Source organism: Rhodovastum atsumiense, from assembly GCF_937425535.1.
GTDB lineage: Bacteria > Pseudomonadota > Alphaproteobacteria > Acetobacterales > Acetobacteraceae > Rhodovastum > Rhodovastum atsumiense.
In genome coordinates, this window is the sequence record NZ_OW485601.1 from 1760271 (window position 1) to 1780612 (window position 20342).

General features: G+C 67.9%; 18 protein-coding genes. 11 read left to right on the forward strand and 7 right to left on the reverse strand.

The window, feature by feature from the left end:
- Positions 1-463 precede the first annotated feature (463 nt).
- From NBY65_RS07870 to NBY65_RS07885, 4 genes are all read left to right on the forward strand, one after another.
- Positions 464-736 carry a septal ring lytic transglycosylase RlpA family protein gene (locus NBY65_RS07870; RefSeq protein ID WP_203330458.1) on the forward strand — a complete coding sequence of 91 codons (273 nt, stop codon included), beginning with the start codon at positions 464-466 and terminating at the stop codon, positions 734-736.
- Positions 737-831: 95 nt separating this feature from the next.
- Entirely contained in the window at positions 832-1344 is a 513-nt protein-coding gene (locus NBY65_RS07875; RefSeq protein WP_150040477.1) for a hypothetical protein, read from the forward strand.
- A 468-nt stretch (positions 1345-1812) separates the two neighbouring features.
- Positions 1813-2175, forward strand: coding sequence for a helix-turn-helix transcriptional regulator (locus tag NBY65_RS07880; protein ID WP_150040479.1), 363 nt, complete (start codon positions 1813-1815; stop codon positions 2173-2175).
- A gap of 197 nt (positions 2176-2372) precedes the next feature.
- A complete protein-coding gene (locus NBY65_RS07885; protein WP_150040480.1) occupies positions 2373-3236 on the forward strand; it encodes an SDR family oxidoreductase in 864 nt (287 codons plus the stop codon).
- A 419-nt stretch (positions 3237-3655) separates the two neighbouring features.
- Here the strand turns inward: NBY65_RS07885 and NBY65_RS07890 are convergent, their stop codons facing one another.
- A complete protein-coding gene (locus NBY65_RS07890) occupies positions 3656-4156 on the reverse strand; it encodes a YciE/YciF ferroxidase family protein (protein ID WP_150040481.1) in 501 nt (166 codons plus the stop codon).
- Between the two features lie 745 nt (positions 4157-4901).
- On the opposite strand from NBY65_RS07890, the gene NBY65_RS07895 reads away from it, so the two are divergent.
- The gene (locus NBY65_RS07895) at positions 4902-6152 is read left to right on the forward strand and encodes a calcium-binding protein (protein WP_150040482.1); all 1251 of its coding nucleotides are present in this window, start codon (positions 4902-4904) and stop codon (positions 6150-6152) included.
- A 155-nt stretch (positions 6153-6307) separates the two neighbouring features.
- Here NBY65_RS07895 and NBY65_RS07900 read toward each other — a convergent pair whose 3' ends face one another.
- Positions 6308-7912 (reverse strand): class I SAM-dependent methyltransferase, encoded by a 1605-nt coding sequence (locus NBY65_RS07900; protein WP_150040483.1) that lies wholly within the window; start codon positions 7910-7912, stop codon positions 6308-6310.
- A gap of 593 nt (positions 7913-8505) precedes the next feature.
- On the opposite strand from NBY65_RS07900, the gene NBY65_RS07905 reads away from it, so the two are divergent.
- Positions 8506-9099, forward strand: coding sequence for a YgjV family protein (locus NBY65_RS07905; protein ID WP_162530512.1), 594 nt, complete (start codon positions 8506-8508; stop codon positions 9097-9099).
- 89 nt (positions 9100-9188) lie between these two features.
- Positions 9189-11369 (forward strand): excinuclease ABC subunit UvrB, encoded by a 2181-nt coding sequence (gene uvrB / locus NBY65_RS07910; protein ID WP_150040485.1) that lies wholly within the window; start codon positions 9189-9191, stop codon positions 11367-11369.
- A gap of 172 nt (positions 11370-11541) precedes the next feature.
- Here uvrB and NBY65_RS07915 read toward each other — a convergent pair whose 3' ends face one another.
- Complete coding sequence (locus tag NBY65_RS07915; RefSeq protein ID WP_150040486.1) at positions 11542-13125, reverse strand: serine hydrolase domain-containing protein; 1584 nt, start codon at positions 13123-13125, stop codon at positions 11542-11544.
- A 127-nt stretch (positions 13126-13252) separates the two neighbouring features.
- On the opposite strand from NBY65_RS07915, the gene NBY65_RS07920 reads away from it, so the two are divergent.
- A complete protein-coding gene (locus tag NBY65_RS07920) occupies positions 13253-14263 on the forward strand; it encodes an amino acid ABC transporter substrate-binding protein (protein ID WP_150040487.1) in 1011 nt (336 codons plus the stop codon).
- Here the strand turns inward: NBY65_RS07920 and NBY65_RS07925 are convergent.
- Positions 14211-14996: a class I SAM-dependent methyltransferase gene (locus NBY65_RS07925; RefSeq protein WP_150040488.1), complete on the reverse strand. Its 786-nt coding sequence runs from the start codon at positions 14994-14996 to the stop codon at positions 14211-14213. The two genes, NBY65_RS07920 and NBY65_RS07925, sit on opposite strands and share 53 nt — an antisense overlap.
- Positions 14997-15095: 99 nt before the next feature.
- On the opposite strand from NBY65_RS07925, the gene gloB reads away from it, so the two are divergent.
- The 3 genes from gloB to NBY65_RS07940 are packed head-to-tail and all read left to right on the forward strand — an operon-like array spanning position 15096 to position 16898.
- Positions 15096-15818 (forward strand): hydroxyacylglutathione hydrolase, encoded by a 723-nt coding sequence (gene gloB, locus NBY65_RS07930; RefSeq protein ID WP_150040489.1) that lies wholly within the window; start codon positions 15096-15098, stop codon positions 15816-15818.
- 13 nt (positions 15819-15831) lie between these two features.
- Positions 15832-16431 (forward strand): glutathione S-transferase N-terminal domain-containing protein, encoded by a 600-nt coding sequence (locus NBY65_RS07935; RefSeq protein ID WP_150040490.1) that lies wholly within the window; start codon positions 15832-15834, stop codon positions 16429-16431.
- Positions 16432-16439: 8 nt separating this feature from the next.
- Positions 16440-16898, forward strand: a complete 459-nt coding sequence (locus tag NBY65_RS07940; protein ID WP_150040491.1) for a cupin domain-containing protein — start codon at positions 16440-16442, stop codon at positions 16896-16898.
- 65 nt (positions 16899-16963) lie between these two features.
- Here the strand turns inward: NBY65_RS07940 and phbB are convergent, their stop codons facing one another.
- From phbB to NBY65_RS07955, 3 genes are all read right to left on the reverse strand, one after another.
- Positions 16964-17686: an acetoacetyl-CoA reductase gene (phbB, locus tag NBY65_RS07945; protein WP_150040492.1), complete on the reverse strand. Its 723-nt coding sequence runs from the start codon at positions 17684-17686 to the stop codon at positions 16964-16966.
- 415 nt (positions 17687-18101) lie between these two features.
- Complete coding sequence (locus tag NBY65_RS07950; RefSeq protein ID WP_150040493.1) at positions 18102-18842, reverse strand: anti-sigma factor family protein; 741 nt, start codon at positions 18840-18842, stop codon at positions 18102-18104.
- Between the two features lie 220 nt (positions 18843-19062).
- Positions 19063-20235 carry an acetyl-CoA C-acetyltransferase gene (locus NBY65_RS07955; RefSeq protein WP_150040494.1) on the reverse strand — a complete coding sequence of 391 codons (1173 nt, stop codon included), beginning with the start codon at positions 20233-20235 and terminating at the stop codon, positions 19063-19065.
- Positions 20236-20342: the final 107 nt, after the last annotated feature.

A 20342-nucleotide genomic window follows, 5' to 3' on the forward strand; every position in this document is an offset into this window, starting at 1 on the left:
CCTCAATTCCGGGGTTGATCGTCACACGTTTCCTTGGCTGTATGCCGCTGTTTAATCCTGGTCATTCCCGCTGTGCCTTCGCGCTGGCGGGATACAACCATTCTTGTCGCTGTTCCCGACACGGGACAGCGGCACCAGTATGGGAAGATGATTGATGTTCAATCCCTCAAGAACCGCCCTTTCGGGCGTCGTGGCTTCCGTGCTTTTGGTTGCACCCGCATTGGCAACCCCCTCATTGGCGCAGGATTCGGCGGCACGCCGGGCTCCAAATTCCGTTGAACACCGCAAATCCGCCCATGCGCGGCCCGGTCGGCCGGTCGCGCATTCGCATGCAAGGCTGCGCAAGCCGGCGCCCACCCCTCCCGCCGTTTCCACCAAATTCGTTTCACATTCATCCCATACGGCGGCCTTCGTCGATCATGACGACGGCCCGCAGGCAAAACAGAGCTTCGTCCAGACCGGCATGGCATCCTGGTATGGTGGCCCGGAATGGCATGGACGCCGCACCAGCAGCGGCGCAATCTATGATCAGAACGCCCTGACCGCCGCCCATGCCACCCTGCCCATCGGCACACGGGTGCGCGTCGCCCTCGCCGGCGCCAAGCGCGACGTGGTGGTAACCATCAATGATCGCCCCGGCACCCGCACCCGCATCATCGACCTCTCGCGCGGGGCCGCCCAGGCTCTCGGCATCCTCGACCGCGGCGTCGCCCGCGTCACGCTCACCTCACTCTGACCCGGAACGGCTTCGCCACCCCTGCGCGGGTGGCGAACTCCAGAGCCTTGCCTGGACCGGCAACCCGGCCGGCGGACGATACAGAGGGTCCGATCGTGACCGACGCGCCGCGTGAGACGGATCTCTCCGGCAGAAGCCGGCCCCGCACTGCAACGACCATTCGCATTGCAGCCACGGCAGGGGCCACCGGCCCCCTCAGGCTGCCTCTGCCCGGGCTCGCGGCCCTGGCCCTGGGGGCGGTGATCGTCGCCGCCTGCACGCCGCGGCTCACTGCCCAGTTTCGTTACGCCGGCACCATCCCCGGTTGTGCGCCCGCGCCCGCCGCGCCGACACAGGCGACGCTGGTGCGGGTCGGCGACGGCTTCAGCTTCGCCCCCGACGACGGCTCCCTGGTCATTTCAGGAACCGTGTCACCCGACGGCGGCTTCTCCGGCCAGCTCACCACGGCCCCGCCCCGCCGCGACATCGGGCAGTCCACCACGAAACCGGCCTTCGTCCTGAAGGTCAGCGGCCACCTCGACGAGGAAGCCGCCCAAGGGACTTTTGCCACGCCGCGATGCCAGGTGAGCTTCCGCCTGCCACGCCAGCGCCCCAGCCTGCTGCCCTGACACCTGACCGCGTCCGAACCGGCCCGGCCAGGGCAGCGACGATCGCACGCAGGCATCCCGCGACGGATGCGGATCAGGCCCCCCTGACCAGCGACAACGGATAGAGGGTGCCGGCCAGGCACGTCCCCGCCGTGAGCACCGCCCAGGCACGAGGATGGCCGGCAGGCAGCGGATCCCGGGCAGGATCGTCATGAGCAGGCGCCGCAGCCTTGAAAGGAGCGCGCGCCCCGATCCGCCTGCCCCGGTCGATCGCGGCAATGCGGGTCACCGAGAGGGCCGCCGCGATCTCTGCCCATGTGGCCCCTTCGGCACGGAGCCGGCGGAGTTGGGCATCGCGAGGTGGCGTCCAGAGAGGTCTTGCGGTTGGCATGAAACCCTCCAACTAACGTTATTACGTTAGTATAATTAACATCACCCGTCAATATCCCTCCCTTCCTCCGTTAGGCGGACTCACCTATACAGGGAACCATGTCGTCAGAACCGGACAGCACCACCGTTCCTGCCCTTGGGGAAAGGATCCGTGCCGCACGCCGGGCCCAGCGCCTGACGCAGGATCAGCTCGCCCGCGCCGTCGGCGTCACGCGCAGCGCGGTCGCACAATGGGAAACCGGACGGGCGGGCCAGGTCGGTGGCAACCTCGCCCGGATCGCGCGCGCGCTTGGCACCTCGGCCGAATTCCTGCTGACGGGCCAGGATCGTCCGGCTGCCCCTCCGATCGCAACGCGGGCCGATGAAATGGCGCTCCTGCGCGCCTATGCCGATTGCACGCCCGAGGACCAGGCGCTGCTGCTGCGCACGGCGGTTCGGCTCGCGCGTCGTGAGGAAGCCTGATCGGTTTCCGCAGCCGCATCACCGGCTGAACCGCCATGCCTGCTTACGACGGGCGACGGCACGCATCCGAAATCGTTCATGAATGGAACCAATCCCTCGGCCAGGCTGCCGCGGCGTGACTCCATCCGTTTCCGCATCCCTGAGAACCCCGCCCCGCACACGGCCGTTCTCTCCTGAACAGGGGGAGGAAGAGGCCCATGAGCAGCACAGATCAGGCCAACGTGCCTCCGCAGAGCCAGCCACGGCCGCCCGGGGAGGAAGCGACGATGGCACCGTGTTCCGCCGCCGAGATGCGCGGCTACCGGGCCGCCAACAAGCTTGCCGGCCGCGTGGCCCTGGTGACCGGCGGCGATTGCGGCATTGGGCGCGCCGTTGCGATCGGATTCGCCAAGGAAGGAGCGGATGTCGCCATCATCTATCTCGACGCGCACGAGGATGCGCAGGAAACCATGCGCCTGATCCAGGAGACAGGCTGCCAGACCCTGGCCATCTGCGGCGACATCGGCAATTCCGCGTTCTGCGATGACGCCCTGACCCAGGTCGTCGCCCGCTTCGACCAGATCGACATCCTCGTCAACACCGCCGGGGAGCAGCATCCGCAACCCGCCTTCCAGCAGATCACCGACGCACAGATCGAGCGGACCTTTCGCACCAACGTCTTCGGCACGTTCTTCATGACGCGGGCAGCCCTGCGGCACATGGCGGAGGGAGCGGCCATCGTGAACACCACGTCGGTCAGCGCCTACAAGGGCGACCCGGACCTGATCGATGAGTCCGCCAGCAAGGGAGCCATCGTTGCCTTCACCCGCTCGCTCGCGCTCAATCTGGCCGAGCGCGGCATCCGCGTGAATGCGGTTGCCCCCGGCCCCTTCTGGACGCCACTCATTCCTGTGAGCTTCCCGGCCGGGCAGGCCGCCGCGCACGGGAACACCACGGCCCTGCAGCGGCGCTGCCACCCCGATGACGTGGCTCCCTGCTATATTTTCCTCGCCGGGCCCGATGCCGCCTGCATGACCGGTCAGGTGTTGCATCCGAACGGTGGAACCGTCGTCAACGGTTAACGCTAGAACAACATCAGCCAGACCGGGGGCAGCCCACCGATCTGGTTGCCCACAGAAACCACAAGAGCCAGGACGCGCTGGCCCGGGAAAACGGTCAGCGCATCCTTCCCCTGCAGGAGATGCCCATGGGCCAGTTCAGCGATCGCCCGCTTGACCCCCCTCCGTCGCCACCTGAAGTGCCCGAGTCGCCGCCACCACAGCCGGAAGTTCCGCCTCCTCCCATCGAGCTGCCCCCACAGCCGATGCCTCATGAGCCACCGACCACCCCTCCTCCGCCCCAGGTGGTGTAGCGCACGGCATGCCCGCCCCCGGTTACCGGGAAAGGAGAAGGGCAGGACCAGGCCGCAAACCGTCCGGAACGAAAGTTCCGTCTCGCCGCGGACGGGCGGTGCCTGCGCGCGGCAGGCACCGCCATCGCCTTACGCCGCCTTCGCCTGTTTGGCAGCCTGCTGGTTGATCTCGCTGTTCGCCAGGTCGTTGAGCAACTGGTCGGTCTTCTTTTCTTCCTGCAACGTCTCTTCCAGCAACGTCGCCGCCTCATTCAGGCCGCAGGCTTTCGCCCAGGCCAGCAGCGCGCCGTAACGGGCAATCTCGTAATGCTCCACCGCCTGCGCACAGGCCACGAGACCGGCATCCCGCACCGGGCCCTGCTCGAATTCGCTGATGACTTCCTCGGCTTCCTCGATCAGACCCTGGATCGCTTCACAGGTGCTGCCACGAGCCCGCTTGCCGATCTGTTCGAATACCTGCTGCAGGCGGTCCACCTGTCCCTGCGTCTCCTCGCGATGCTGCGTAAAGGCCTGACGGAGCTGTTCATTTTGCGCTGCCTTGGTCATCTTCGGCAGTGCCTTCAGGATCTGCCGCTCGGCGTAATAGACGTCCTGGAGCATATAAAGGAACAAGTCGTCCATCGCTTTCATCTGGATCTCCCTGGATTTTTGCGCGCGGGTGGCCGTGTCGGGAAAGACAGACCACACCTGAGAGAAACAGACAGACAGGCGCCCTCGTTCAACTGACCGGCTTCACAGTCCCTGGCGCAAAAATATCAATAGCACGGCGTATGTTTTTCCATCTTATGCTGTTCTGTCGTGAAATTTTGCTTGTACGCATGTTCCTTGATATGTATCATGAAAAAAATGATGCATGTCGGTCGCCCTTCTTTCGGGGCTCACCCTCGATGCGGTCAGCGAGGTGTTCCTTCCATGGCCAGGGGCATCCTGATTTGATGGTTCCCTCACCGCGGCGTGCGAACGTCTTGTTGGTTTCGCGCACGTCAATCGATGCCGTTTTTGCCGGCAACGCCGCGAGCGCGTTCGCGCGTGGCGGCTGACGCCTTCTCGCCCGAACCACTAGCCCCCCCCCCTACAGAGCCGGGCTTGCACCCGAACCGCCGTGACGGGAACGCATACGGCTGTCCGCAACACCCGTGAAAGCGGGCGCGGCGCAGCGGCTACAGTCAAGGAAAATGCACGACGCCGGCTGGCGCACATCGCTCACCATGCGTGTCACCAAACAGTTTTTCGCATGGCTGCCTCACAAGCTTGTGCTTCCATGCAATCTTTGCTAGATCGCACATAGATAGTTTCTCAATCGTAAATTTCTGACATTTGAAATTGGTTTGTGGGTGTTTTGGCTTGGGCTGGGTCAGGTGAAGGAGGTCTACAGGTGGGTTTTGACGTAACGGTGCCAGGTGTGGGGGATACACCGGTAAAACTTGAGTTTACGACTGAGCAGTCTGCCAAGCTTGCAGCACAAGTTTTACAAAACGTTGAGGATATACTCACCCAATCGACTACTCCTACGATTAGACTTGCAGCATCCGGCAGCGCGCTCCCGACTGTCCCGGGCGGCGAGCAAGCGGTCGGATACATCTCGGATAGCGATTCCGCGATTTCCGTGCCCGCAGGCTACAAGGCCCTGGTGGTCACCGGAACGGCAACCGTGGCTGGCGGCACGGATGTTGCTACGATCGTATCCGGCAGCTCTCCGTTGCAGTTTACGGCCGGGTCCGCTCAACAGTTCGTGTACTCCGGTGACGGCAACGACCTCATCGGCACCAACGCGACAGCGGGCGGCGACAACCTCTTCTCCACCGGTAGCGGCAACGACACGGTGGTGGCTGCGGTCGGCAACAACACGATCCTGGCGGGAAGCGGCAACAACCTCATCGGCATCGCCCTTGGCAACAACGTGGTCTACAGCCAGGGCACCGCTGATACCGTCGTGGCCGGCGGCGGCTACGATACCATCGGCGCAGAGAGCGGTAACGTTCTGGCATTCGGTGGGTCCGGAAAGCTGACTTTCGTCAATGGCACCGGCGTTGCGACGGTGGTCGGCGGAAGCGGCAGCAGCACCACCTTCGGTGGCGCAGGCGGCGGCTACTTTGCTGGCGGTTACGGTGGCAACAACGTGCTCGTCGCCGGCGAGCAGACCACCACCCTGTTCGGCGGTGGCGGCAACAGCACCCTGTTCGCGGCCGGAAGTGCCTCGGACGTGCTGGTGGCCGGCACAGGCGACCAGACCCTTTCGGGGGGCCAGTCGACGGGCAACAACACCTACTTCGCTTCCAACAGCACCAACGCACTGATCGGCGCAGGCACTGGCGATGACGCCATCTTTGCCGGTTCCGGGAATGCGACGATCTGGGGTGGCGGCGGTAAGGATCTGTTTGTTTTCAACGCAAATCAGACCTCCTCCAGCACCAACGTCATCATCTCCGACTTCGTGAGCGGCATCGACCACCTGTCGCTGCATGGGTACCTCAATGGTGACGTCACCCAGAGAGACACCGGCGCGGTCAACCAGGCCCTCGCCAGCCAGACACTGAGTGGCGGCAATACGACCATCACGCTTTCGGATGGATCGAAGATCACCGTCCTCGGTGTTTCGAACCTGAAGAGCTCTGACTTCGTCTGAGCGAGAGGAAACCAGGGCCGTTTTCCAGGCGGTGCTTGCGCCCGTCGTAAAACGGCCCTGGTGCTGATTCCTGACGCCGGGCGAGATGACCGGTACACTCCTGCAGGCCCGGCAAAGTGCTCCTTTGCCGGGCCTGTTGCCGTTCAGGGCAACCGTTACCCCTGACGAGCAGCCCGCTCGCGCTCTGCCTCCTCGGTCCGGCCGAGAACCTTCAGCGCGAGGGCCTTCGCCTCCCGCACTGGCGTGACCAGTGTCACGGCCGATCCCCCGGTTCGCCCGGCCTGCCGCGCGGCCGCGCACGCGGCGTCGAGCAGGGTCAGAAGATCGAGCGCCCGCGCCGCAGACCCCTTCGGCACCTGCAGTTCCCGCGCGGCCGAGCAATAAAGAACGTCGAGTTCGTCATCCGCCAGAATCGCGCCTGGCGTGGTGGCATGCGCTTCGACCTCCGCGACGACCCCGGCCAGGCGCCCTGCCTCATCGAGGCTGGCCGCGTTGACGAGTCCGACAAAGGCCCGCCGCCTGAGCAAGGCGTGGCGCGGATGGACGCCGCCGCGGGCCGCCTGCGCGTCGGCGGGGGAAGGGCCAAGGGCCTCGATACGCTCCGGGACATCCCTGGCACCGCGCGCGGCCGCACAGAGGATGATTTCCGCTTGCGCCACCCAGGCGATGTCCTCGGCGTCAGCGTCATCCGTGCCGATCCGCTGCAGCGCCATCCGCAGCCGCTGGCATGCCGCCACCGCGCGCATGAACACGGGTTCGACCGCCGGCCGCGGCGCCCCGGCCACCAGACGATGCAAGGCCCGGTGCGCCAGCACGGGCCCCAGGCAAAGGGGCTCGCGCTTCACCAAAGCCTCGAGTGTCTCGCCGCCCGGAAGCCGGGCCTGGGCCGCACCAGCGTCCGGATCAAAGCCAAAGCGCCGGGAACACGCCGCGGAGAATTCCTTCCAGATGGTATCGGCGGCCGGCAGATCGCCTGCATTGACGGCCTCGCGATAGGCGCGGGCCGTGAAGCCAAGCCACAGATCCCCATCGCGCTCAATCGCCGCCCGGACGTCGTCGAGGTAGCGTCGGTACAGCCTGTCACCGTCAACGACCGTGGCAGCGCTTGCGGCTTGCCCCCGTCGCCCCCGGGCCTCCAGCGAGGCGCCCCCTGTGCGGCGCACGGCAACATCCACGAAGCCCGCGTCACGGAGCAACGCGGCGAGGCTGGCCTGGCTCTGAAGAACCGGATGGTAGCCGATCGACAGGAGCGGAACGAGAAGGCCAGCCGGCGTCCCCGGATCCACGGCGTCAACGTCCGGGGTTGTCAGAACCAGGCTGCCGCCGTCGCGCAGAGAAGCCCAAAGCGTCCGCGCGAAGCTCAAGGGGGACACCACGTGCTCGATGACTTCCGATGCCATCACGACATCGAATCTATTTTGTAACGAAGCATCGTCGGCCGTCAGATACCGGGACTCGATTGGCAGCGCCAACATGGAACGCCCGGCCTGGGCGAACGGAGACGGATCAAGCCCCAGGACATTCCAGCCAAGCGCGCGCCGCGCAAAGTCCACCCCGAATCCAAATCCGCAGCCAACCTCGAGGTACTGAGAGCCAGCCGGCCTGCCCAGAGTGATCAGATTCGACGTTATTCCCCGCAGGCCGGCGCCTTGCTGCAGATAGAAGGCCAGAGCTGCATCGCCCCCTGACGGCTCGGCCCGGTAATCCGCGCTGTCATAGGGATGGAAGAACCCACATCCGCAATGGGAACAGCGGAACAAGGTTGACCATTCGGCTTCGTTTGCCTGCTTCCGTTGCGGGACGCGCAGGACTGGCCGCTTTGCACCAAAATCGTCACAATTTGGGCATCGAATCTCCGTTGTCCCTGTCTGAATATCGGACAACCACTCGATGTCTGCAACAATAGAAGCAGACTCTTGGCCAGGGACAGCGTGTGGTCCTGCAACAGACAATCTAGGAACTCCCAGGATGATGGTATGGAATTGTGACCTGCATAATCTTCGGGCGGATCACCAACAACCTGGAATACAGGGTCAGCGCGCAGAGTCGGCCTGCTGCAGGTTAGATGCCTCCGGCGCCGGGCAATGGCGCGCTGCCGGGAAGGTCATCCCTTCCTGGAAATCGCCCATCGGGGCTCTACGCGGGGAGAGGATTCGGTAACACCGTAATCCGGATGGCGGGTCGGCCGCGTGCAGAGTAGCAGGAGAGAGCGGCAGCGCCAAGGTAACGCGGCTCCGCGCCACCTGGATCCCTGCTGCACCCGAAGCCCATGACAGACCTGTCGATAGCTCGCGCCCATTGCGGCCCTCGTTGTTCTACGACGTCTTCTTCCGTTCCAGAATGGCCTGCCCCGATGCACTTCCTCTCCGACATCCTGCCGGCGATCCTCGCCGGCATCACCCCTGCTGCTGTCGCCGGCGCGCTCGGCGTCACGGCGAACTGCCTGTGGCCGCTGCTGCGCACACGCAAGCGGATCCTGGCCGTGCAGGTACTCAGCTCCTGCCTGTTCGCCCTGCATTACGGCCTGCTCGGCGCGCCCACCGCCGCCGCGATGTGCGCCACCGGCGCGACCCAGGGCCTGGCGGTCTCGCTGCTGCGCAAGCCGCTGCTGCGCAACCTCGCGGTTGCCGCCACCATCGTCTTCAGCCTGGTCGTGACCGCGCTCACCTGGTCGGGCCTGCCCTCGGTACTCGCGCTCGGCGGCCTGCTGATGGCGGCCTGCGGCCGGCTGCAGCGTGACCCGCAGCATCTGCGCCTCGCCTTCCTCGGCTCGGAGGCATTCTGGACCAACCACAACCTGGTGGTCGGCTCGGTCTGGGGCCTGACCGCGGACACCATGGCGGTCAGCATGATCCTGATCGGCCTGTGGCGCGGCATGCGGGAACGGCGGCGGACCGCCCTTCCGGCACCCGTGATCCCGGCGCGCGCGGTCGCCGCCGGCGCCTGACTCTTAAAGACGGGGCCACGGTGCATAATGGCACCGTGCGCTGGACCTGCGGGGCCGCGGCGCCATCTCACGGATAAGGAGATATCGTCATGCCCCAGGTCCTGACCCGCGCCGCCCCCGTCCTGTTCATCCCGCAGAAACAGGCGGCCAGGCCGCTGACCAACCGGCTGCGCGTGGTCTCCGACTTCGCGCCCAACGGCGACCAGCCTCAGGCCATCCGCGATCTGGTGGCCGGCGTCGAGGCCGGCGAGCGCGACCAGGTGCTGCTCGGCGTGACCGGCTCGGGCAAGACCTTCACCATGGCGAAGGTGATCGAGGCGGTGCAGAAGCCCACCCTGATCCTCGCCCCCAACAAGACGCTGGCGGCCCAGCTCTACGGGGAGATGAAGGCGTTCTTCCCGGACAACGCGGTCGAGTACTTCGTCAGCTACTACGATTACTACCAGCCGGAAGCCTACGTCCCGCGCACCGACACCTATATCGAGAAGGACGCGCAGATCAACGAGCAGATCGACCGCATGCGCCACGCCGCGACCCAGGCCCTGCTCGAACGCAACGACGTCATCATCGTCGCCTCGGTCTCCTGCATCTACGGCATCGGTTCGGTCGAAACCTACGCGCGCATGGTGGTCAAGCTGCAGGCGGGCGGGCGGATCGACCGCGATGCGCTCGCCAAGGCACTGGTGGAATTGCAATACCGCCGCAATGATGCCGGCTTCTCGCGCGGCACCTTCCGCCTGCGCGGCGAAGTCGTCGACATCTGGCCGAGCCATTACGAGGACCGCGCCTGGCGCGTGACGCTGTTCGGCGACGAGATCGAAAGCATCGGCGAATTCGACCCGCTGACCGGCACGGTGGCGACGAAGCTGGATGCCGTCACCGTCTACGCCAACAGCCACTACGTGACGCCGCGGCCGACCCTGACCCAGGCGATCGCCGACATCAAGGTCGAACTGAAGCAACGCCTGGAGGCGTTCACCGCGGCGGGAAAATTGCTGGAGGTCGAGCGGCTGCAGCAGCGCACCACCTTCGACATCGAGATGATGGAGACCACCGGCTCCTGCAAGGGCATCGAGAACTATTCCCGCTATCTCTCCGGCCGCAACCCGGGCGAGCCGCCCCCCACCCTGTTCGAGTACCTGCCGGAGAACGCGCTGCTGATCGTGGACGAAAGCCACGTCACCGTGCCGCAGATCGGCGGCATGGAGCGCGGTGACCACGCCCGCAAGTCGGTGCTCTCGGAATTCGGCTTCCGCCTGCCCTCCTGCCTCGACAACCGCCCGCTGAAATTCGAGGAATGGGAGCGCTTCCGCCCGCAGACGATCTTCGTCTCGGCAACCCCCGGGCCGTGGGAGATGGAACGCACCGGCGGCAGCTTCGCCGAGCAGGTCATCCGCCCGACCGGGCTGATCGACCCGGTGGTGGAAGTCCGCCCGGTCGAGCGGCAGGTGGACGACCTGCTCGCCGAATGCCGCGCCACCACCGCCCGCGGCGCGCGCGTGCTGGTCACCACCCTGACCAAGCGCATGGCCGAGGACCTCACCGAATACCTCAACGAGAACGGGGTGAAGGTGCGCTACCTGCACTCCGACATCGACACGCTGGAGCGGATCGAGATCATCCGCGACCTGCGGCTCGGCGTGTTCGACGTGCTGGTCGGCATCAACCTGCTGCGCGAGGGACTCGATATCCCGGAATGCGCGCTGGTGGCGATCCTGGATGCCGACAAGGAAGGCTTCCTGCGCAGCCAGACCAGCCTGATCCAGACCATCGGCCGCGCCGCCCGCAACGTCGAGGGCCGGGTGATCCTGTACGCCGACACCATGACCGGCAGCCTGCGCTTCGCCATCGAGGAAACCGAGCGCCGCCGCGCCAAGCAGCAGGCCTGGAACGAGGCACACGGCATCACCCCGCAATCGGTGAAGAAACAGATCGGCAAGGTGCTGGAGAGCGTGTTCGAACAGGACTACGTGACCGTTGCCCCGGTCGCCGATACGGCCACCACCGAATTCGTCGGCAAGGACCTCAGGGCCAGCATCGCCGAGCTGGAAAAGCGGATGCGCGCCGCCGCCGCGGACCTGGAATTCGAGGAAGCGGCCCGGCTGCGCGACGAGATCAAGCGGCTGGAAGCCCTGGACCTCGGCCTGGAGCCGCCGCCCGCACCCTCCGCCTCGCTGCGCCCCCGGCGCGACCGCACCCCCGAGCCGCTCGGGCCCGGCGGGGGGGGATACGATCCGAAGAAGGCGAAACGCGGACGCCGCGGACGCTGATCGCGGGGCGCTGCCCATCGGTCCGCTTCGCGGCCCGATCCGCCAGGAGGCTTCGCCTCCTGGACCTCCACCAAGGGCTACGCCCTTGGAACCCAAGACTCTGTGCCGCGCAGCGCGTCGCGGGATCCAAGGGCCTTGTGGCCCTTGGCGGGTCAAGGGCGGAGCCCTTGCCTTAAGATGCCCGCGTAAAGCGCAGCGTGCGGGACCGGCTGGTCACCAGCCGCAATTCCCCGCCGGTGAACTGCAGGCAGGCGCGCTGGGTCCAGGGACCTTCGCTGCGCAGCGTCAGCGCCCGCCCCTCGCCAATCGGGCGCAGGGGCAGATCCCGCAGCAACGCTCCCGCGCCGATGCGCAAATAGGCCGTCTCGCCGGTGACGACCACGTCCAGGCGGGCGTTCTGGGCCAGGCAGGTCCAGGCACCGGCCCAGGCGGGATCGGGCGCGAGCCCGGCCTGGACCGGCACGAAGCGGCGCGGGGCATGCCCCACCTCGCCGGAGATGGCGCCGTCCGCCACCGTCAGCCGCAGCGGCAGGTGCGCCGAGCGGCCGCACACCGTGTCGTCCGCCTCGGGATAGACGGTTTCCTGCGCCCCCAGGCAGGTCACCACGCCGCCGGCATGTTCCAGCCAGAACGGCGTGCCGGGCATGGCATAGAGTCCCTCGGGCAGGATCCCCCGGGCCGGCCCCGGCACCGTCACGCCGTGCAGCGCGGCCATCACCCGCAGGGCCAGGGTCGCCGTGTCGGCATCCTCGCGGTTGGCGACCACGACCACCCCGGCCCGGGCCTCGGCGTCGATCAGGAAATGGCTTTTGAATCCTGGCAACGAACCGCCATGTCCGACCAGCACCCGCCGCCCGAGCCCATAGCGGGCAAGGCCAAGCCCATAGCCGGTCGGCCGGCCGTCGGCGAGATGGCGCAGGCGGGCGAGCTTCGGCAGCATCCCGTCGAGATTGCCCCGCCCGACCATCAGCGCCTGCGCCCATATCGCCAGGTCGAGTCCGCTGCCCGCCAGCCCGCCGGACATCGAGATGTGCAGCCCGTAGCGTCCGCGCCGCCAGCCCGCGGGCGACTTCCAGTAGCCACCGGCCAGGCCGGGCACCGGCTCGGTCTCGTCATAGGGCAGCCGGAGCGCCAGATCGAGCGGACGCAGGAAGCGCCGGCGCAGCGTGTCGGCGATATCGATCCCCTTCGCCTCCAGCACCGCCTGCACCAGGCGATAGCCGCTGTTGGAGTAGGAGATCTCCGTTCCCGGCGCGAAGTCGGGACGGTCGAGGCGCTGCAGGAACGCGAGCAGCGCGCCATGGTCCATCGGCACGCCGGGTGGCACGCCCAGCAGCCACAGCGTCTCCATCGCATCGGGCAGCCCGCCCGTCATGTCGAGCGCCCGCCCGACCGTGACCGCGCCCAGCGCCGGCTGCACCGCGAGATGCGTGCCCAGGAAGTCATCAAGGCCGGGGAAGCCCTCGCGCAGCACCAGGGCAGCCAGGAAATGCTTGCTGATCGAGGCGTAGCGCACCACGGTGTCGGTGCGGAACGGCATCGCCAGTTCCAGGCTGGCCAGGCCGCCGCACGCCTCGGCACGGATATCGTCGGCGTCGAACAGCAGCACCGCGCCGCCGGGACCGCCCTCCGCCGTCCAGGCCTGCGCGATGCGCCCCGCTTCAACCGTCGCGGCCTGCCAGTCCATCTGCGCCTCCCTGTCATCGCCACGGGCACGATCCACCGGGATCGCCCCCGCCGTCCAGAAAAGACGCATGCCGCGCGGCCGGGGCGAACCTCGCCGCCCCCCCCGCCCAGGGCCGCACCGCAATCACGCCGGCTTGTTCACGCCCTGCGGGCGAGCCAAGCTGTCTCATCACCAACGTTCGGGAGTGCCCGCTTCGATGCCCCGTTTTCCCACGATGCTTGCCTGTCTGTTATTGTTCGCAACCGGCGCCCATGCGGCGACGCTGGATGTGGTGCGCTCGCGTGGCCAGCTTGTGTGCGGCGTGAACACCGGGGTTGCCGGCTTCTCCGCCCCTGACCCGCAGGGCGTCTATCGCGGCCTCGACGTGGATTACTGCCGTGCCGTCGCCGCCGCCGTGCTCGGCGACCCGGCGAAGGTGAAATACGTTCCCACCACCTACCAGACCCGCTTCGTGGCGCTGCAATCGGGCGAGCTCGACGTGCTGGCGCGCAACGTCACCCTGACGCTGACGCGCGAGACCGCGCTGGGGCTGCTCGGCGTGGGCGTCGACTTCTACGACGGCCAGGGCTTCATGGTGCCCAAGGCGACCAAACTGACCAGCGCGAAGCAGCTCGACGGCGCCACCGTCTGCGTGTTGCCCGGCTCGACCACCGAGCTCAACCTCGGCGATTTCGCGCGGCGCAGCAACATCAAGATCCAGCCGGTGGTCCTGAATTCCATGGACACCATGGTGGACACCTACCAGTCCGGCCGTTGCGATGCGATGACGACCGACGCGAGCCAGCTCGCGGCGCTGCGCGTCTCGGCCATGCGCGACCCCTCGGCGCATGTCATCCTGCCCGAGCGCATCAGCAAGGAACCGCTTGGCCCGTTCGTGCGCCGCGGCGACGAGCAATGGGCGGCGATCGCGAAATACGTGCTGATGGGCCTGATCGCCGCCGAGGAGCTCGGCGTCACCCAGGCCAATGTCGACGCGATGCGCACCAGCACCGATCCCGACATCCGGCGCCTGCTTGGCGTCGAGGCCGGGCTCGGCAAGGCACTCGGCATCGAGGAAGGCTGGGGCTATCGCATGATCAAGGCGGTCGGCAACTACGGCGAGGCGTTCGACCGCAATCTCGGCCGTGGCAGCCCGATCGGCCTTGACCGGGGGCTCAACGACCTGTGGACCCGTGGGGGTCTGATGTACGCTCTTCCGCTGCGCTGACCCGCGCGGCCGGCCGCCACGCCGCCTCGGCGATCACCATCCGCCGGGGCGGCGTGGCGGCGGCCACCGGCATGGCGGCGTAGACATCCTTCACCGCCTCGGAAATGGTCAGCCCGGCCATCCCGAGCGGCAGCATCAGCCGCGCCCCGCTCTCCCACAGCCGGGCGCTGCGCAGCACCGGGCGCAGACGCAGCGGCGGCATGAACAGCGCGGCATCGCGCCGCTCCACCCGGAACATCGAGGCGGCGAGCAGGCGGCCGATCTGGCCCGCGGAATAGGGCTGGCCGTGGCCGAACGGGGTGGTCTCCACATAGGCCCACATGCCGCGCCGGTTGGGCGCCACCACCAGCAGGCGCCCGTCATCCTTGAGCACCCGCCAGACCTCACGCAGCAGCCGGCGCGCGTGCTCGGCCACTTCCAGCCCGTGCACCAGCAGGATGCGGTCGAAGCAGAGATCGGGAAAAGGCAGGCAGGCTTCCTCGACGCTGCAGGACAGATTGGGCCCGCTCAGCGGCCAGCGGGCGGTCCCGAGCTGGGCGGGCATCACGGCAACGCAACGCTGCACTTCTTCCCGCCACAGGCGCAGATAGGGGGCGGCATAGCCGAGCCCGAGCACCGACTGGCCGCGCAGCGAGGGCCAGATCACGCCGATCCGTTCCCGCAACAAGCGCGCCACCATGGCCCCGCGTGGCGTGGCATAGAAATCAGCCGTCGCGCAACAATCCGTCCCCATGGCATTGCCTTATACCACGCCACCGCCGGCCCGTCGCACGGCCCGCACGTTCACGCCTTCGCCGTTTTGCCCGAGGCGGCCACCGCCTTACAGTGCCGCATGATCACAGCCCAGCCCGTGCCCCTCCTGCAGGACAATTATGCCTGGCTGCTGCGCGACGCGGCGACCGGCAGCACCGCCATCGTCGACCCGGCCGAGCCCGCACCGGTGGCCGCCGCGATCGAGGCCGCCGGCGGGCGGCTCGACCTGATCCTGCTGACCCATCACCACGGCGACCACGTCGCCGCCACCGACGAGATCCGCGCCCGCACCGGGGCCCGCGTGGTCGGCGCCAGGGCCGATGCCCACCGTCTGCCCAAGCTCGACATCGAGGTCGCCGAAGGGGACGTGGTCGCCCTGGGCGAAAGCCGCGGCCATGTCATCGGCACCCCCGGCCACACGCGCGGGCAGGTCGCCTTCCATTTCCCCGAGGGCGGCGTGCTGATCTGCGGCGACACGCTGTTCAGCCTGGGCTGCGGCCGCCTGTTCGAAGGCACGGCGGAGGACATGTTCGCCTCCCTGCGCAAACTCGCCGCCCTGCCGCCCGAGACACTGGTCTGCTGCGGCCACGAATACACCGAGGGCAATGCCCGTTTCGCGCTGCATGTCGATCCCGCGAATGCGGCCTTGCTTGCCTATGCCGACAAGGTCAGGGCGCTGCGGGCCCAGGGCCGGCCGAGCGTGCCCAGCACACTGGCCGAGGAACTCGCCGCCAACCCCTTCCTGCGCGCGCCGGATGTTGCCACATTCGCCGACCTGCGCGCCCGCAAGGACAAATTCTGAGGAAACCACCGCCGTGAAGCTGTTCCACTCATCCACGAGCCCCTATGTGCGCAAGGTCATGGCCTGCGCGATCGCCCGCGAGATCGAACGGCAGATCGAGCTGGTTCCCACCAACCCGCATGAATCGCCGGCGGAGCTGCTGGCCTCGAACCCGCTGTCGAAGGTGCCCTGCCTCATCACCGATGACGGGCTGGCGCTGTTCGACAGCCCGGTGATCTGCGAGTACCTCGACAGCCTGGACGGCGCGGTATCGCTCTACCCGCGCACCGCCGGCGGCCGCTGGAAGGCGCTGAAATACCAGGCCCTGGCCGATGGCATCATGGATGCGGCGGTGCTGCGCCGGATGGAGGCCCAACGGCCGGAGGATCCCGCGCGGCAGGCGGTCATCGCCCGCCAGGGCGCGGTCGTCCAGCGTAGCCTCGACGAACTGGAGAAGGACCCGCCGCACCGCGTGCTCGACATCGGCACGATCAGCGTGGCCTGCGCGCTGGGCTATCTCGACCTGCGCTTCCCCGCTGATGACTGGCGCCGCGACCACCCGGCGCTGGCCACCTGGTTCGCGGCGATCAGCCGGGAACCGGCCCTGGCGCGGACCGCTCCGCCGGCCGCCTGAGCCGCCCGATGGACCTGCGCGACCCGACGCTGCCGGCGGCAGCGGTCATCCGGGAACTCGGGCTGCTGCCGCACCCCGAGGGGGGCCATTACCGCGAGACCTGGCGCGACACGCCGCCCGATGGCAGCCGCGGCGCCGGCACCGCCATCCTGTTCCTGCTCGCCGCCGGTGAACGCAGCCATTGGCACCGGGTGGATGCCGACGAGCTGTGGATCTGGCAGGCCGGTGCACCGCTGGCGCTGCGCCTGTCGGCCGATGCAATGGCGGTGACGCATCATGCCCTTGGCCCCGAGCCGCGCCGCGGGCAGAGCCTGCAGCAGGTGGCGCCGCGCGGCGTCTGGCAGGCGGCGAGCAGCCTGGGCGGCTGGACCCTGGTGACCTGCACGGTGAGCCCGGCCTTCCGCTTCGAGGGCTTCGAACTCGCCCCGCCCGGCTGGCAGCCGGGACAGGCCGTACAGGACCGGTAGGGCCGGACCGCTCCCGGCCGGCATGGCCGGGAGCGGCGGCATCGATGAAACCCGGAACCAGGATCTCAGTACATGTGCTGCCCGCCGTTGATGGACAGCGTCGAGCCGGTAATGAAATCGGCCTCGTCCGAGGTCAGGAAGGTCACGCCACGGGCGATGTCGTCGGCGTGGCCGAGCCGGCCCATCGGGATCCGGGCGATGATCTTCTGCAACACGTCTTCCGGCACCGCCCGCACCATCTCGGTATCGACGTAGCCAGGGGCCACCGCGTTGACGGTGATGCCGTAGCGCGCCCCTTCCTGCGCCAGGGCCTTGGTGAAGCCATGGATGCCGGATTTGGCGGCGGCGTAGTTCACCTGCCCGTACTGGCCGGCCTGGCCGTTCATCGAACCGATATTGACGATACGGCCGAACTTCGCCGCCCGCATGTCGTCCCAGACCAGCCGGCAGAGATTGAAGCAACCGCCGAGATTGGTATCAACCACCGCATCCCACATCTCCCGCGACAGGCGGTTCATCGGACTGTCACGGGTGATGCCGGCATTGTTCACGACGATTTCGATCTTGCCGACCTCGGCATGGATCCGCTCGATCGCGTCACGGCAGGCTTCGAAGTTGGCGACGTCGAACTTGTAGACGGAAATGCCGGTTTCCTCGCGGAAGGCCTGTGCCGCGGCGTCATTGCCGGCATAATTGGCGACCACGGTACGTCCCGCGGCCTTCAGTTCACGACTGATCTCGGCGCCGATGCCGCGTGTACCGCCGCTTACCAGTGCGATCCTGCTCATTCCTTGGGTCCCTCCTTGCAGACAGTGACCGGCCGCGCCCGCAGGCACGGCTGGCAGAAGGGATCATAACGGCAGCGCGCGCCAGCAACCGTTGACGAAAGTAAACACATCGTCTGTTTCCCGGCCGCCCCCGCCCGGTCCGCCCCGGGAATTCAGCCAATCACGGCCGGAAATGAACCGTCACGTTGCCACGGTTGCCGCCCCTCCACCGTCGCGCGTTGAACCGCCGCACGGATCTCGCAGGATTGACCGCAACCGGCGGATCCGGGGCGGCAGGGGCGATGTTGCGCGACAGCATCATCGAACCCTCGTGTCGGGGCCTGCGCCCTTGCCGTAACCACGACGGGCGTGACGTTCGCAACCGCAACATGAGCGATCGTGAGGGGAAGGCCGAAACGTCGTCGGCAGGCCCGCCCTAGCCGCCGCGGGTGACCAGCCAGAGCCGGGCAAAGGCGGCGAGTTCGCCGGCGTCGATGTCGGAAACGGCAACGAATGCCATCCCTTCCGACCGCCAGTGCACCACCCCATAGCCCTGCCGCTCGTCCACCACCGGCGCCGTCGTGCCGGCCGCCGGCCAGATGAAGACGTCGATCGGGTGATGGTTACGAAGATAGACGAGGACAGCGACCGCCCGGCCGTCCAGATAGTCGAGGCGCGTCCCGGCCAGGAGAAAACCGGCGGCCGCGAAGTCGCGCACCGGCGGCAGGTAGTCGAGGCGGCCAGTGAACGAGTCGCGCAGGGTGTCGCGATCGGAAGACACCAGGTCGGTCAGATGGCCCGGCTGCAGCGCCCGGACATGGTTGGCGATCGCCTGTTCCGAAAGCCGCTCGGCCGGCCCCGGCAGCAGCAGCAGCACGATGGCCGCGGCCAGCACCATGCCGGCGCCGAAGGCGACGAGAGGCCGCACGCCCCCCCGGCGTCGCTGCGGCACGGAGCGCGGCGCCGCCACCCGTGGCGGCGGCCGCAACGTGTTTACCGGCACCTCGGCACGCGCCGCATCGGACAGGCGCGCGAGCTCGGAGCGGAGTGCCCGGCAGGCCGGACAGGCGCGCAGATGCGCCCGCAACAGCGCTGCTTCGGTGGCGGACAACTCCCCATCCAGCTCGGCCTGGATCAGCATCACCTTGTCCTGGCAGGCTCGTGCCGTGTCGGTCATACCTCCCCCTCCTCCGCCCGGCACAGCCGCCGGGGCCGCGGCACCATGCTGCCGGTGGGCCTGTCCATGATGCGCCGAAAGGCACCATATGACATCTGCACGTAGGCATGCAGCAGCAGACGTGACCGGGCCGGCATGGCCGGATGAAGGCGAAGAGACGCGTGCTGACCAGGCCCGCCCGCAATCCCGGGAGGCAAATCGCCTCCCGGGCGCGATGGCGTTACCGCTCCACCGCCAGCGCCACGCCCATGCCACCGCCGATGCACAGCGTGGCCAGGCCCTTCTTCGCGTCCCGCTTCCGCATCTCGTGCAGCAGCGTCACCAGCACGCGGGCGCCGGAGGCCCCGATCGGATGGCCGATGGCGATGGCGCCGCCATTGACGTTCACCCGGGCGGTATCCCAGCCCAGATCCTTGTTCACCGCGCAGGCCTGGGCGGCGAAGGCTTCGTTGGCCTCGATCAGGTCGAGGTCACCGGGGGTCCAGCCGGCCCGCGCGAGCGCCTTGCGGGTGGCCGGGATCGGGCCGGTGCCCATCACCGCCGGATCGACGCCGGCGGTGGCGAAGGCGGCGATGCGCGCGAGCGGCGCCAGCCCGCGCCGGGACGCCTCGGCCGCCGAGGTCACCACCAGCACCGCCGCGCCGTCATTGATGCCGCTGGCATTGCCGGCGGTGACGGTGCCGTCCTTGCTGAAGGCCGGGCGCAGCTTCGCCATGCTCTCGGCCGAGGCGTCGTGGCGGATATATTCGTCCTGTTCCACCAGCACCTCGCCCTTGCGGCCCTTGATGGTGACCGGGGCGATCTCGTCGCGGAACCTGCCGGCCTGCTGCGCGGCCGATGCCTTCTGCTGACTGGCCAGGGCGAAGGCGTCCTGGTCCTCGCGGCTGATCCCGTAGGCCCGGGCCACGTTCTCGGCGGTGACGCCCATGTGGTAGCCATTGAAGGCGTCCCACAGCCCGTCCCGGATCATGGTGTCGATCAGGCCCAGATCGCCCATCTTCTGCCCCGCGCGCAGATAGGCCGCGTGGGTAGACTGGCTCATGCTCTCCTGTCCGCCGGCCAGCACGATCGCACTTTCCCCGGTGCGGACCTGCTGGGCGGCCAGCGCCACGGCGCGCAGCCCCGAGCCGCAGACCTGGTTGATGCCGAAGGCGGTCTTGCCGTCGGGGATGCCGGCGAGCCGGGCGGCCTGGCGGGCGGGGTTCTGCCCCTGGGCGGCGGTCAGCACCTGGCCGAGGATCACCTCGTCCACGTCGCCGGCCTCGATGCCGGCCCGGGCGATCGCCGCCTGGATCGCCGTGGCGCCGAGCGCATGCGCCGGCAAGGTGCCAAGGGCACCGTTGAAGCTGCCGACAGGCGTCCGTACCGCCGCGACGATGACGATGTCGTCCATTCTGGTTTCTCCCTGCGGGCAGGCGCCCGCTGCGTTCTGCGCGGGGCTGGACCCGCACGTCGTTGAAGGCGGCTGCCTGCATGCGTACCGCCGATACCAGCCCCCTG

Coding starts and splice junctions, on each gene's coding strand:
- NBY65_RS07925 (WP_150040488.1), bottom strand. CDS start 14,996: ATGGGGACGGATTGTTGCGCGACGGCTGATTTCTATGCCACGCCACGC.
- uvrB (WP_150040485.1), top strand. CDS start 9,189: ATGCCCCAGGTCCTGACCCGCGCCGCCCCCGTCCTGTTCATCCCGCAG.
- NBY65_RS07915 (WP_150040486.1), bottom strand. CDS start 13,125: ATGCGTCTTTTCTGGACGGCGGGGGCGATCCCGGTGGATCGTGCCCGT.
- NBY65_RS07905 (WP_162530512.1), top strand. CDS start 8,506: ATGCACTTCCTCTCCGACATCCTGCCGGCGATCCTCGCCGGCATCACC.
- NBY65_RS07940 (WP_150040491.1), top strand. CDS start 16,440: ATGGACCTGCGCGACCCGACGCTGCCGGCGGCAGCGGTCATCCGGGAA.
- NBY65_RS07920 (WP_150040487.1), top strand. CDS start 13,253: ATGCCCCGTTTTCCCACGATGCTTGCCTGTCTGTTATTGTTCGCAACC.
- NBY65_RS07870 (WP_203330458.1), top strand. CDS start 464: ATGGCATCCTGGTATGGTGGCCCGGAATGGCATGGACGCCGCACCAGC.
- gloB (WP_150040489.1), top strand. CDS start 15,096: ATGATCACAGCCCAGCCCGTGCCCCTCCTGCAGGACAATTATGCCTGG.
- NBY65_RS07950 (WP_150040493.1), bottom strand. CDS start 18,842: ATGACCGACACGGCACGAGCCTGCCAGGACAAGGTGATGCTGATCCAG.
- NBY65_RS07955 (WP_150040494.1), bottom strand. CDS start 20,235: ATGGACGACATCGTCATCGTCGCGGCGGTACGGACGCCTGTCGGCAGC.
- NBY65_RS07880 (WP_150040479.1), top strand. CDS start 1,813: ATGTCGTCAGAACCGGACAGCACCACCGTTCCTGCCCTTGGGGAAAGG.
- NBY65_RS07890 (WP_150040481.1), bottom strand. CDS start 4,156: ATGAAAGCGATGGACGACTTGTTCCTTTATATGCTCCAGGACGTCTAT.
- NBY65_RS07885 (WP_150040480.1), top strand. CDS start 2,373: ATGAGCAGCACAGATCAGGCCAACGTGCCTCCGCAGAGCCAGCCACGG.
- phbB (WP_150040492.1), bottom strand. CDS start 17,686: ATGAGCAGGATCGCACTGGTAAGCGGCGGTACACGCGGCATCGGCGCC.